The sequence below is a fragment of the Williamsoniiplasma lucivorax ATCC 49196 genome, assembly GCF_000518285.1.
In the GTDB taxonomy this organism is placed as follows: Bacteria; Bacillota_I; Bacilli_A; order Mycoplasmatales; family Mycoplasmataceae; genus Williamsoniiplasma; species Williamsoniiplasma lucivorax.
Window position 1 is genome coordinate 71,587 of sequence record NZ_JADH01000004.1, and the last position, 14,114, is coordinate 85,700.

Here is a 14,114-nt window from a genome sequence, read left to right on the forward strand (position 1 = left end):
CTTTAAAATTATCAAAATAATTTATTGCCTCTCTCTTTAATCAAGTGGTGTTTAGTTGTTAAACAAACATTGATTTTTTTATTCACTTTATATTTTTTTGGTCACTGCTCATATGGAAGACCAACTAGTTCGTCATAAATTTTTTTAAATTTTTTATAATCGTTATTTTTTTGATTTTTATGCAAACAAGCATTGACAGCAATCGTTAATAAATCTTCTTCAATTTTAATAAGAAAGTGTGATGATAATTTATGCCTGATTCAAGCTTCAAAATTAGCTTGTTCTTCTTCATCAAAAATCCGATCATCAAAAAAATAAAGTTTTAAAAAGTTAAATATTTCTCCTAACCATTCACTATCAAGTCGATGATGTTGCATTTCTTCTAACAAATCTAAATTTGATTGTATTTTTTCTTCTAATTGTGTGGCATTATCTTGAGTAATTAAAATTCCGTCTTCCACGAAAGGTTTTTTAGCAATTTTTTTAATTTGCTTGCTTTTATGTTTGACATCTTTTTTGAGCATGCGAGCAAGTTTCCAAAAATTAATTAAATTCATATTTTTATAAAAAAACGGTAATTCTTTAATTTGTTGAGAATAAAGTAATGTATTGTAAATAGCTTCATAATTCATCGGCAAATTGACAATTTCTTCTAAAAAAAGATCGAATTTAATTAATCATGCTGCAAGTAAGTTAATTTTATCTTTACCACTTTCTAGCACACCGACTTCTAAAATATTTTTGACTAAATCTTCTTCAAAAATAACAAAACCACTTTTCACTAATGTTGCTTTAAAAATTTTATAATGTGGGTGGGTTGATAAATCACTTTTAAAAAAGAGTCTACTTTTAAAATATAAATTGATTGTTTTGACATCAGAATTAAAAAGAATTTGACCACGATCAACTAAAATTAAATTATCAGCCACATCCATTCAATCATGAATATTATGAATAACAAGAATAATTGTGCGACCTTGATTTTTAAAATTAATTAAAATGTTTTTAATTTTTTTAAACCAAACTGAATCTAAATTAGCCCCAGGTTCATCTCAAACAATTAATTGTGGATCTTTTAATAAACTAATAATGAGATTTAAACGGTTTTTCATTCCTCAAGAAAAATCTTTAATTTTTTTATCTTGAAAAGCCTCTAATTCAAAAAGTTGTAATAACTCTTTGATTTTTGTTTCTGCCATATCTTTTTTAATCCCAAAAACTCGACTAATTTGATGCAAATAAGTAATTAATTTTAGATCATAACTTAGAAAATCCATTTGCGCATAATAACCAATTTTGTCATTCACTTTATATCCATTAATTGTTTTACGTGTTAAACCATCAATTTTTATTTTTCCTTTATAGCGAGTGTATGTCCCCATAATAGAATTTAAAATAACAGATTTCCCTGAACCACTTCTTCCAACAATTAATGTGACTTTATTTTTGGCAATCCCAAAATTTAAAGGTCCAATCACTTCTCTTTGACTAAAGCATTTTTCATAGTCTTCTAGAGAGACAAACTCATCTCGGTAATCATTTATGTTTTTTTTATGCATTATTTCAAATCCCTTCTAATGAACACATACATAGCACTAACTATTTCTATTACAAAAAATGCTACTTGTATGTAAATATAAACGTTCATGTCTGGTTTGATCATTTCAGTAACTTTGTTGGTTTCTGGATTTTCAGCAAATCTAAATTTAGCTTTTGTAAAAAATAAATTATCTTGTGTTGAAAAATCAATTTTTGATGTGGTATTTAAATTAAATCAATATTTATTTCATTCTTTACCTGCTCTTTGTTCAAAGATACTATTAATTCCCGCAGGGAATAAGAAAGTATTTACTAAATTATTATTATTTATATAACTTATATAATTATTATAATTTTCGTCTTTGACAATACTTGCATTAGTAATCACAACATAATCTGATGTTTGGTTGATAAAGTTTTCTTCTAGAATTCTTGCAAATAATTCAATATTCATTTGTTTTTCCAAAGCATGAATTAAATCTTGATAATTTTTTGCATATTGAGGTTCGCTTTCAATGTCTGCATAAAAAAGTAAATCACGATTTTTGACTTCATTATCAACATAAAAATTTTTAAAGAAATAATTTTCAAAAAATTGTTTATCAATTTTTTTCACTACTGGTTGGTTTTCTTTGGTTGGAACACTTTTTATAATTTCAGAATTTTCTTCAATTTGTAATGATAAGTATCTACCAAATTCACGATAGTTCATTTGTCAAAATTTTTGGATCAATGCTTCTTGTCCTAGACTTTGTCCATATAAACTATTAATGTAATTTTGATAATATTCATAAAAATCAATAAAATCACCCAAAATTAATTTTGTTTCGTCAGGAGCATTTTGATAAACTTCCTTGATTTCGGCAATACTTTTAAAAGTATTTTTGAAAGTTAATTTCACATTGACAACATCATCTCTTTCAAAACCAACAGCGCCACTTCGATCATTGACAGTTAAAATTTTTAACGGAATAATATTGCTGCCATCATTCCCCAACATTGGTTGTGCTTCAAGATTAATAATTCCTAAATCATTTCACATTTTAAAACGTGGTTCAATCACATCAGAATTTTCAAATTCATTTTTAATAAATTTGTTTGTAACATAAAAATCATTAATATATTTACTCAAATGTGGAAATTTAATATGCCCATCTTTGACATGTTCATTAAAAGTAAATGCATGGTAAATATCTGATGCTTTATATCTCACATCATTACCACCTTCTTTTTTTAATGTAATTATTGTTGATTCCATTTTGCTATTAAAAAGTTGTTGAGGTAAACTTGATAGAAAAATAGAAAGCAAAATAAATGATAGAATTATCGAAATAATTTGTTGTTTCAAAAGTAATGTAATAAAAGAGAAAAAGGCAATCAAAAAGGCAATTGAAACAATTTGAAAAACTAAATTAACAATCAAATATTTAACTGCTGCATAATTAGCAAAATTAATTGCAATCATTAATCCTGAGGTTAGTGATTGTAAAGCAGCTAAAACGATGAAGATTGATAACCAAATGGAAATTAAAACAAAAAACCTAGCTGTTTTTTGTTGAATAATAATAGTCATTGTTTGATCAGCAAATTTGTTGTGAAAGAAATATGTTATTAAACGAGTATTTAAAATAAACATCAAAACAACATTGGCTAAAAAATATCAATTAAAAATAATAATGACTGTGTCATTAAAATTTCCAACAACAGCAAAAATTATAGAAGCTATAATAAAAATAGTGGTTAGAATGATAAAAGCTTTATCAATTAAAATTAATTTTATAAAATAACTTAATAAATGATAAAACCTAACTTTATTTGCATTTGCTTTTTTACTACCTATTAATTTTTGCATGAATAAATTCATAATAAACCTCTAAATTCTACTGCATAATATTCCAAAACAAAAACGTTGTTAAATGTTTTTGTTTGGTTTGAAACTTTTTTGATTATTTAATTTGATCTAATTCAAACAATAATCAATCTGGATTTGCGATTGCTTGCTTAAAGTACTTGGTTTCGTCTATTTTATTACCATCACTATCCTTACCATAAAAATCATTATTTAGGCTCCCTGGAAGATTTCCTGTTAAATCACCAGTTGCACCACCCGAATCACCACGTCATGGCATACGAGCCTGAATTCTAGTTTTTCCAAAATCTATTTTGTAATCTAGTAGAACTTTTTTGTAATCTGTTCCACTTAAACCTTTTTTAAATCCCAATCCGATACGTCCATCACTGGTTTTTTTAATGACTAAATTATTACCGTAATTAGTGTTGATTCAACTTTTAAATCCTTCGAATTTCATTTCAGGTGCTTTTTTCAATGATCCAGCAAGTGAACCACTTTCAGGAGTTCCAAAACTACCCTTGTCACTTAGTTGAATTTCTTTGCCGTCAGCTAATTCTTTTTTTACTTGCTCTCATGGTTTCTTTGTAACTTTGTGATAATAATCTTTATAATCTTGTGTTGCCTCTGGACCCATCGCAAATAATGTTTCTTTAACTTTCTCACCTGTATTAACACTTCACAAGTGTTGATTAACGAATTTAATTGAATCATATAATGATGATAAAAAAGCATCGATTTTTGAGGTATATGTATTACCACCACTAGTATCATCGTTGGCATAAGTTCATGGAATAAGCAGTGTAGGTAATTCCACTTCTATTGGAACTGGAGAGTCCTGTTCAGGAATCTGAATAGTTATATTTTTTAATGAAAATGTACCATATGTATATACTTCATCAACCACTTTTTTAAGAGAAGCTTCATCCTTAATATATGTTGTTAAAAATTTAGAAAGTTTTTCATCATAGCTTTTTGGATTTATAACACTTTTAAAAACATTCTTATTAATTAAATCCATAGCTTGTCTTTTATCCATTGCTGCTTGTTCTTTTGGTTTTAATAACAAACTATTAGCTAATCCGTTATTGGCAAAATCATTCAACAACTTAACTTGTCGATAATCATTACCGGTTCCAAATAATATATCAGAAACTTTTACATCTTTTTCAGTTGTGATTTCACTCCCAAACTTAACCTTAGCAGCCGGGACTTTGCCTTTAGTAATTCTTTCAATAGAGTTTTTTAGGTTCTTTTCAAAAACGCCGTCATCTTCATTGATATAGTTTGCAATTGGTTTTTGCAGATCTCCATAATTCTTAAAATGATCTTCAGTGGTTTTTAGTTTTTCAAATTTAAATTGTGCTGTTTGCTCTCTATTTACTAATAATTCGCTTGGCAAACTAATTGCTAAATCCTGAATAATTTGAATCACAGCTCCCTCTTCACCAATAGTAAGTGTCACTGGGATAGGGTTTGTTGTATAAGGTGTTTTTATTTTATCTGCATTGAAATAATTCACATCAATTGCAAGGTTAAAGTTAAATGTATACATTACTTCTCTTTTAACATCTTTGGTTTCGGGTTTGCTCAAAAATTGTTGGCCTTTTAAAGTTAGGTTATCTTGAATTACAAAGCCATTAAAAGTATCTTGTCATGAATTAATCACCATATCTTTATATTTGTCAAAATTATCCCCCGTTTGAGTTTGTTGATGATAGTGGTCTTTAAATCTGTCCTCATGCAAAATTTGTTGAAGATCTTTTTTCATAGACTCAACAGCTGGATTAGAAGCTTCACCTGCTTTTCACAAGGTTTGAACCTTATTATCATTATTGTTATCAATTGGAAATTGTTTTTGTAATGCTTCAAAATTAAAAATAGTTGTACCAGGAATTTCAGGAATACCGGGTTTAATAATATGTGTTGCTTTACCTTGAGTAACGGGATCTAAAAATGTATTGATTAAAACTTTATCTAATTCAGTTTTATATTCATTAATTTGTTCATCTGTAATGATTGGTTTGCCTGGACCTGGTTCTTGGTTTGTGTTCTTATTACACGCAATAACTGTTAAACCACTAATTGCGGTTAGAGAAAATATGCTTAATAAGCTTAATAGTTTTTTCATATTTGGATAAAATTCCTTCCATGTTTTAAACCTTTAAAATTGTTTAAAACCTAATTTTATATATGTATATTATTATCTATACATTTGTATTTTCTTACAATAACGCAAAAAAAGCAATAAAAAATAACAAGAAAGTAGGGCTGACCTTGTCCAGAAAAGTGGACAAAAAAAGCTACATATTAAAAATTAGTGAACAAAAGCAACGGATTTGCTTTTGTTTTTGTTTAATAAATATTGGGAAGTGAGCCTTTATTTCAACGTTCTTGTAATCTCAAGTAGTTCTAAAATTCGATGTAATCTTCTATCGCTTCTATCATTGAATTTTAGTTCATTTACTTCTGATTTTGTCTCTATAACTTCTGTTTTAAGTGATGTCAAAAGGCTTTACAAGCACCGTTATTAGGAGAGTTTCACCTTTCGAGACACCGAAGGAATAAAACCTAAAACAGAAATTGGGTTTGCATAAATATTAACTATGTAATGAAGCCTTTGATCAAAATGCATAATCGGTTTTGTGCAAGGACTATCTCTACTAATGTTATATTTTTTAGCCACGTGATAAAGCTTGGTTACGAGGCTTCAAATAATATTTTTTTTCTTCTTTTGTCCTTTGTTTCGCCATCCCAAAAAACATCCTTTCTAAAGTATTTTATTGCACAAAATTGTAGTTTTTTTGTGTCTACTTTATTTGAGATGTTTAGACAAATGTCCAATTACCAAGGCAATTTTCGTCATCAATTATTTACTTCTCAAAAAAGTATTAATTTTTTTGAGAAGTACAAAATCACGACCATTCTAGCTTGTGATTGCTCTAAAAGTGATTGTCATCAAAGCTAGTAATAAAGGGTTTGTCATTCACCTAACAACTGTGTTTTTTAATCAAAATTAATTATTAAAATTAAAAAACACAAGTTAAACTAGTGTTTTAAAATCATCAAATATCAAATTTACATTTTAATTTAAATCGTTATTTTCAATCCTGGGGGTAATGGTCAATCAGCATTACAATTGTTGACATCATCTTGAATTTTGTCAACAAAATGTGCTGGCAAAACATTTTTTAAATTTTTGATGGCACTGACATAGTAATCATATTGTTCAAAAATTAATGGTGTAAAATGTGAAATACTATTACGTAATTTACGCACCAAATTAAATTGAGCATTGGAAAGCATTTTAGTTTCAGGGAATGTATTTTGAATAGTTTTAACATTTTTCAAATAAATACTTTGTTCTTTACCTAAATCAGCATTGCCATTGATAAAAAAATCAATTGGTTCAACACCAGCATTCATCAACAATGCACGAATCCATTCTTCAAAAAGACAAATATAGCGATAAAGAATATATTTTAATTTTAAATCATATTGCATCGCTGCAGCGATTTTAATATATTCATTAGTCTTTAACTGTTCAGCAACATAATAATGATAATCTTCGCCTTTTAAATATTTATACTCTTCAAACATTTTTTGTTCTGCATCACTATGAAAAACTAAGGGGATTTTTTGTTGGGTAACTAGTGGTGTTCTATAAAAAAGTGGTTTCATTTGGCTCCTTTTCTGAAAAAATTATGCCTATTTTTTCATTGCAATTAACGAAAATAAATAATTTTTTTACTCATTTAAGATAGTAACATGGAAAAACAACTTTTCAATTTCTCATGATCTTTACAAATTTTGATCATTTAAATTGTGGTATATGTAAATTTATCTTATGTTTACCTCCAATATTTTTTGGAATTAATTCTGATTTTAAGCATTTTAAAGACAAAAAAATGAGAACATGTTCTCATTTTTTGAATGTGATATTTTTAAACTAATTCAATAATTACCATTGGTGCATTATCACCTTTACGGTTATCAAGTTTAAGAATTCTGGTGTAGCCACCATTTCTGGTTTTGTATTTTTTAGCTAAATCTTTAAACAATTTATCTAAAACTGATTGTTGCTTGTTTGTTTCGATTTCTCTTAATCAAGCTGCAGCTTGTCTTCTGGCATGTAGATCACCACGTTTACCTAAAGTAATCATTTTATCAACATGTTTACGTAATTCTTTAGCACGAGCTTCAGTTACTTCTAAGCGTTCAGAAATAATCATTTCACTTGTTAAGTTGCGCATTAACGCTTCTCTTCAAGCGGTGTTTTTTCCACGTTTTTGAATGTATGACATTTGCTTTTCTCCTATTTTCTAATTAATTAAATTTGTTTAAAGTTAAGTTGTAATTGCGCAACTTTGTCTTTGATTTCTTTGAAAGATTTACGTCCTAAGTTTCTGATTTCTTGGATTTCGTCTTCAGTACGTGAAACTAATTCACGTAAAGTATCAATTCCAGCATGTTTTAAACAGTTTAAACTTCTTTGGGTGAAATCCAATTCTTCAATGATGCGGTCTAATTCTTTTTCATCTTCGTCTTCGACTCCGATAATTTGCACATCGTCTAATTGTGCACTTAATTCAACAAAGAATTCTAAGTAAGCAACTAAAACTTTGGCAGCAGTTGCAATTGCTTCAACTGGTGTAATTGAACTATCAGTTGTCACTTCAATTGTTAATTTTTCTAAATCAATTGAACGTCCAATTTTAGTTTGTTCAACATGATAAGCAATTTTCACAATGGGTGAGTAATTAGAATCAATTGTAATTGCCCCAACTTCTAATTGTTTTTCTTTTTTATTTTCTTTAAATGTTTTATATCCACGTGAGTTTTTAGCAAATAAAACTAAATCAATCACTCCACCTTCAGCAATTGTTGCTAATTGAAGTTCTTTATTAATAATTGTTACCCCAACTGGTACTTCTAAATCACCAGCTAAAACTGGCCCTTGTGCTGATGAGTTGATTTTAATTTCCACAACTTCATCATCTTTGTACATTTTTGGGTCAATCGCTAAAACTAATTGTTTAATATTTAAGATAATTCTTGAAACATTTTCCACAATCCCAGGGATTGAAGTGAATTCATGAGCTGCACCTTTCAATTTAATTGCAAATACAGCAGCACCAGGAGTTGCTGCTAGAAGAGTTCTTCTAATCGCATTTCCTAATGTTGTTCCAAAACCTCTTTCAAGAGGTTCAACCATAAACTTTCCGTATGATTTTTCTTTCTCTTCATTTAAAAGAGTAAATTCTGGTCTCATAAATTGTTTCATCTTAACCTCTTGGGCGTTTTGGTGGACGCACTCCATTATGTGGGATTGGTGTTGTATCTTTAATTGCTGTAATTTCTAATCCCGCAGCTTGTAAGCTTCTTACAGCAGCATCACGACCTGGTCCAGGACCTTTAATCTCAACACTAACAGTTTTCATTCCTTGGTCAATTGCCCCTTTAGCAGCTGCTTCAGAAATTAATTGCGCAGCATAGGGAGTTGATTTTTTAGAACCCTTAAATCCTAATGCACCAGCACTTGATCAAGATAGGACACTACCTTTTTCATCACTAATCGTAACAATTGTATTGTTAAAAGTTGAGTGAATGTGAGCAATTCCTTTAGGTATATTTTTTTTGATTTTTTTCTTACCTTGTGGTTTTTGTTTAGCCATTTTTCATCTCTCCTATCTATTTTTTCTTGTTCGCAACAGTTTTTCTTGGTCCTTTAACTGTTCTTGCGTTGGTTTTTGAAGATTGACCACGAGCTGGTAGACTTTTACGGTGACGTAAACCTCTATAACTGCCATTTTCCATTAAACGTTTGATGTTTAACGCTTTTTCTCTTCTTAATTCTCCTTCAGTTTTAATTGCTGATAATTCTGATGAGATTTGTTTAATTTGATCTTCTGTTAAATCTTTAACACGTAGATCTTCACTAATTTCTGTTTTTGATAAAATATTTTGTGATGTTGTTAACCCAATACCATAAATGTATGTTAGGGCAATAACAACTCGCTTATCGTTGGGGATTTCCACTCCATTTATACGAGCCATATATTATTAATTCCTTTCTCTTTTAAACTTTTAACCTTGACGTTGTTTATGTTTTGGGTTTGAACAAATAATCATTACGCGGCCTTTACGTCTAATCACACGACAGTTGTCGCACATTTTTTTTACTGATGATCTAACTTTCATCGTAATAACCTCTATTTCTTTATATTGTTTGCATTTTAAAACAAAATAAACTTAGTGGACTAAGTTTGCTTAATGTTTTGTCTAATTACTATTTAAATCTAAATGTAATTCTTCCACGTGTCATGTCGTATGGTGAAATTGCGACTTTAACTCTGTCTCCAGGTAAAATGCGAATGTAGTGCATGCGGATTTTACCTGACACGTGGGCATTAATGATAATGTCGTTTTCTAATTTCACTTTAAATACTGCGTTGGGTAGCACTTCAACAACCACACCATCAACTTCTAATAAGTCTTCTTTTGCCATTTTGAAATTCCTACCTTTCTAACTTTGTTAACACTTCACACCCAGTTGGTGTGATCAAAATTGTATGCTCAAAGTGTGCAGCCATACTTTGGTCAGCTGAAGAAACAGTTCATTTGTCATTTGCTACAATTGTCTGGTCAGTCCCGATTTGAACCATTGGTTCAATCGCAATCACCATGCCAGCTTGTAAACGTAATCCAGTTCCTGGTGTTCCATAATTCGGAATAAATGGATCTTCGTGCATTGCTGCCCCAATTCCATGTCCTGAATAATCTTTGGGAAGGTGGAAACCAAATGACTCAATGTATGTTTGAATTGTTGAACCAATATCACCAATTCTAACCCCTGGTTTTAGCATTTTAATCGCTAAATCCAGAGATTTTTCAGTTGCCCATATAAGTATAGCATTTTTTTGCGCTTTTGGTACACCAACTTGCATTGTGAATGCAGAATCTGCATGATATCCTTCAAAACTGCATCCACAATCAATCGAAACGATGTCACCATCGGCAATAATGCGGTCTTGGGGAATACCATGAATGAGTTGCTCATTAATCGAAATACAAATGGTTTTTGGAAAACCATAATAACCTAAAAAGTTAGATTGACAACCTTTACTTTGAATAAAATCATGGAATGCTTGATCCAATTCCAGACAATTCACCCCTGGGGCAAGTTTTTCTTTTAACATTTGAATTGCTTGAGCTAAAACTTGCCCCGCAATACGCATTTTGGCAATTTGTTGTTCGTTTTTAATTGTTACCATTTAAATTTTTAATCCTTTAATCACTTGTTGATAAACTTCACCAATTGCTAAATCGTGGGCATTTAAATGCACAACGATTTCCTCTTTTTTATAAAACTCAATTAATGGAGTTGTTTGTTGTTCGTAAGCTTGTAAACGCACCTTAATTTTATCTGGTTCATCATCGGGACGGACTTCTAATGAAGTCCCATCATAATCACAAATGCCTGAGAATTTCGGCGGACGATTTTTAGTGTGATAACTACGTTTGCAAGTTGGACAAACCATTCTCCCACATAAGCGATCCATTAAAATAGTATGATCAACATCTAAATAAATGACATGATCAATTTTGGCACCCAATTCTTTTAAAATCATATTTAATGTTTGAGCTTGGTCTAATGTGCGCGGATAACCATCAAAAATTAAATTTTCGTGTCTTCCTTGTAAGGCATGTTTCACCATTCCATTAGTAATTTCATCAGGGACTAATTGGCCTTGATTCATATATTTTGCTGCTTCAACTCCTAAAACTGTTTTTTCAGCAATATTGTTTCTAAAAATATCTCCTGTTGAAAATTGTTGAAACCCTTTGTGCTCAACTAATTGTTCAGCTAATGTTCCTTTACCAGAACCAGGGGCCCCTAATAATATAATGTTCATGTGTTTGTTCCTTATCAAATATGTGTTTCTTCAGCAGTTTCATCTGTGAATTTTTCAAATTTTTTGTCGATTAGTTTTTGTTGAATAATACGTCCACGTAATTGTTGGGTCGTTTGAATGGCAACCGAAATGACAATAATCAATCCGGTTCCTCCAATTGTTAAGTTGGATGGGAGTCCTGTTAATTTAGAAATCACATATGGTAGGATAGCAATTCCTGCTAAGAAGAAAGCTCCTAAAATAGAAAGTCTAAAGATCACTCCTGCTAAATATTGTTCAGTGTCTTTACCTGGTTTAATTCCCGGAATGAAAGTTCCTGATTTTTTAAAGTTCTCAGCGACTTTTTCTGGGTTAATTTGCACTTGGGCATACAAGAAAGTAAAGAGAATGGTTAAGACGGCATAAATGCCAATTCCTCACCACGTACCAAATGAGAGATAGTTTTCTGTAAAGTGGACAAAACCACTTTCTGGATTGGTTGCTTTAATAATTTCAGCAATCGTCACTGGGGTTGAAATAATCGCTGATGAGAAAATAACTGGAATAACCCCGGCATTATTAATTTTTAGCGGGAGATATGGTGTGTGATCCTTGGCATCAACTAAACCAGCCCCGGTTTGTTGAATCGGAATCTTTCGTTCAGCTTCGTTCATTAGCACAACAAAGAAGATGACAAGTAAGAAAGCTAGAATATAAATGACAAATTTAATCATTCCTGAGAAAAAGATAGTTGCTTGTTCACTTGTATCTTTATTTCAAATTTCAAAAGTTGATTTGAAATTTCCTGGCATTGTTGAAATAATTCCTAGGAAAATAATGATTGAAATTCCATTACCAACACCTTTAATGGTAATTTGGTCAGCCAGTCATAACATGAAGAAACTTCCAGCTAACATAATTAATGGGACTAAAAGATAATAAAACACTTCGGGACCAACCCCAGTGACAGATTGGATTTGTTCACTTCATTTGGGGTTAATAATCCCTTGGGCTTGCATTGTAAAGATTGTTGCTTCTCCTTGCATAATTGCAAAAGGAACCATAATAAATTTAGTTAAACGATCTAATTTCTTACGACCACGTTCCCCAGACTTAGTTCATCGTGAAAGCACAGGCACGACATCAGTTGATAATAATTGGACAATAATTGAAGCGGTAATGTATGGGGAAACCCCTAAAGCTAAAATTGAAAATCTTCCAATACTTCCCCCTCCTAAAGTAGCTAGTAATTGGAAAAATTGAATGTCACCAACTTTTTGTTGAAAGTTGTCTGTTAGTTGAATTCCTGGGACAGTTAGAAATGAACCAAGTCGAATTAAAACTAAAATTGCTAAAGTAAATAAAATACGTAAAACTAAGTCTTTGTTTTTAATCAAGAAATTTTTTGACTTAACAAATTCTGGCTTGATTTGTAATTTTGCTTTTTTTTGTTTTTGTTTTTGCTTTTGGTCCAACATACTTCCTCACTTCCTGAATAAACATTTACTTTCTTAATTTTAACATCTATAAAAAATAATTAGCACACAAAGTTAATTGAAATTATCCTAATGTTAATTTCTGTAGGGTACCCTTTTTCGGGACACACATATTTTACAACAGTGTAATCCGTTTATTATTGTAAAAATTACAATAATGTTTTAAATTGAGTGAATATTCATCTAAAGTTGTATAAACATGACTTTCTTTTAAGGCTTCTCTCTTTAAAGTGCTTCAAAAACCTTCGATAAAACCATTGTCAGTTGACTTACCAACTCTTGACATACTTGGTTTGAAACCAAATCAAGTTAGGATTAATCAATATTGATATGATTTAAATTCAGACCCATTATCTGAATGAATAATAGAATTTTTTTTAAATGAACCAAATTCATCAACCATTTTTAAAAAGGATTCCATTACTAATTCCATACCTTTGTATGGCTTAGTAACCACACCAAAGACTTTCTTTTGTTTAATATGATAAAAAGCACATGTGTATCATTTTTCTTTTCCATAGTTTACTTCAGTAATATCAGTTGAAAAGACATCACCAAATTTTGTTAAATCCATTTTTGGTTTAATAATTTGCTTATATTTGCCTTCTTGTTCTGGAATTGGTGACTTTTCTTTTTTAGGAGGATGTGAATTATTAGGTTTTAAATTATAGAAAATCATGTATCTACGAGCTTTTTTGACACTTATACCTAATTCTTTAGCAATTCTTTTAGGCCCATATGTATTACCACTATCTTTAAATTCTTGATCAATTTTCAAGACCAATTCGTAGTTAATACAACGATTTATAGGTTTATTTTCTTTTAATCAACGATAATAAACTGTTTTGGAAAGTCCAAACAATTGGCACAATGTTCTAATTGGAAGTTCCTTTTTTTCAATGTAAAAGTTTGTGATGACTATACATTTATAAATATTTAGCTCTCATTTATTTACTTTTTTTTATCAATTTCTCTTTTTAAAAGGCGAAATAATTCTTGTCTAGTTTCTAGTTCTAAGTTTGCTCGTTTTAATTTCTTGATTTCCTTTTCTAACTCTTTAATTTTTTGGTCTTCTACTTTTTTAGTTCCTGATAAACCCTCAGAACCAAATTTATCATATTGTTGCACTCATTTTGAAAATGCTTGATAAGTGACGTTGTATGGAACCACAAAATGGCGCATTTCTAGCTTAGAATTTTTAAATTCTAAAATCATATTTTCTTTTTCTATTGGACTGTATTGTCTATTCATAATAAAAACCTCTTTCGTTACATATAATTTTACAATCACTTTATTGTGATTTAAATTATGTGTCCCGAAAAAGGGAACCTTACA

The 14,114-nt window shown here is 30.1% G+C and carries 14 protein-coding genes and 1 pseudogene; all 15 read right to left on the bottom strand.

The window, feature by feature from the left end; translation table 4 throughout:
• Window positions 1-8: 8 nt before the first annotated feature.
• Window positions 9-1,559: an ATP-binding cassette domain-containing protein gene (locus P695_RS0102040; RefSeq protein WP_028126625.1), complete on the bottom strand. Its 1,551-nt coding sequence runs from the start codon at window positions 1,557-1,559 to the stop codon at window positions 9-11.
• Entirely contained in the window at window positions 1,559-3,403 is a 1,845-nt protein-coding gene (locus P695_RS0102045; protein WP_028126626.1) for a hypothetical protein, read from the bottom strand. Before P695_RS0102045 ends, P695_RS0102040 begins: the two co-directional genes overlap by 1 nt.
• An 82-nt stretch (window positions 3,404-3,485) precedes the next feature.
• On the bottom strand, window positions 3,486-5,519 hold the full coding sequence (locus tag P695_RS0102050; RefSeq protein WP_028126627.1) for a lipoprotein: 2,034 nt from the start codon (window positions 5,517-5,519) through the stop codon (window positions 3,486-3,488).
• A gap of 959 nt (window positions 5,520-6,478) precedes the next feature.
• A complete protein-coding gene (locus P695_RS0102055) occupies window positions 6,479-7,069 on the bottom strand; it encodes a hypothetical protein (protein ID WP_028126628.1) in 591 nt (196 codons plus the stop codon).
• Between the two features lie 263 nt (window positions 7,070-7,332).
• Entirely contained in the window at window positions 7,333-7,692 is a 360-nt protein-coding gene (gene rplQ, locus P695_RS0102060) for a 50S ribosomal protein L17 (RefSeq protein ID WP_028126629.1), read from the bottom strand.
• Window positions 7,693-7,718: 26 nt separating this feature from the next.
• On the bottom strand, window positions 7,719-8,672 hold the full coding sequence (locus P695_RS0102065) for a DNA-directed RNA polymerase subunit alpha (RefSeq protein ID WP_028126630.1): 954 nt from the start codon (window positions 8,670-8,672) through the stop codon (window positions 7,719-7,721).
• A gap of 1 nt (window position 8,673) precedes the next feature.
• Complete coding sequence (gene rpsK, locus P695_RS0102070; protein WP_028126631.1) at window positions 8,674-9,063, bottom strand: 30S ribosomal protein S11; 390 nt, start codon at window positions 9,061-9,063, stop codon at window positions 8,674-8,676.
• Between the two features lie 16 nt (window positions 9,064-9,079).
• Entirely contained in the window at window positions 9,080-9,445 is a 366-nt protein-coding gene (gene rpsM / locus P695_RS0102075; RefSeq protein ID WP_028126632.1) for a 30S ribosomal protein S13, read from the bottom strand.
• 30 nt (window positions 9,446-9,475) lie between these two features.
• Complete coding sequence (gene rpmJ / locus P695_RS05990) at window positions 9,476-9,589, bottom strand: 50S ribosomal protein L36 (protein WP_084331592.1); 114 nt, start codon at window positions 9,587-9,589, stop codon at window positions 9,476-9,478.
• Between the two features lie 88 nt (window positions 9,590-9,677).
• Entirely contained in the window at window positions 9,678-9,896 is a 219-nt protein-coding gene (infA, locus tag P695_RS0102080) for a translation initiation factor IF-1 (protein ID WP_028126633.1), read from the bottom strand.
• Between the two features lie 10 nt (window positions 9,897-9,906).
• Window positions 9,907-10,662 carry a type I methionyl aminopeptidase gene (gene map / locus P695_RS0102085; protein WP_028126634.1) on the bottom strand — a complete coding sequence of 252 codons (756 nt, stop codon included), beginning with the start codon at window positions 10,660-10,662 and terminating at the stop codon, window positions 9,907-9,909.
• On the bottom strand, window positions 10,663-11,304 hold the full coding sequence (locus P695_RS0102090; protein ID WP_028126635.1) for an adenylate kinase: 642 nt from the start codon (window positions 11,302-11,304) through the stop codon (window positions 10,663-10,665).
• A gap of 11 nt (window positions 11,305-11,315) precedes the next feature.
• Window positions 11,316-12,799 (bottom strand): annotated as a pseudogene (secY, locus tag P695_RS0102095) (preprotein translocase subunit SecY).
• Between the two features lie 95 nt (window positions 12,800-12,894).
• Window positions 12,895-13,641 carry a DDE-type integrase/transposase/recombinase gene (locus P695_RS0102100; protein WP_028126637.1) on the bottom strand — a complete coding sequence of 249 codons (747 nt, stop codon included), beginning with the start codon at window positions 13,639-13,641 and terminating at the stop codon, window positions 12,895-12,897.
• An 89-nt stretch (window positions 13,642-13,730) separates the two neighbouring features.
• Window positions 13,731-14,030, bottom strand: coding sequence for a transposase (locus P695_RS0102105; protein ID WP_028126638.1), 300 nt, complete (start codon window positions 14,028-14,030; stop codon window positions 13,731-13,733).
• Window positions 14,031-14,114 lie beyond the last annotated feature (84 nt).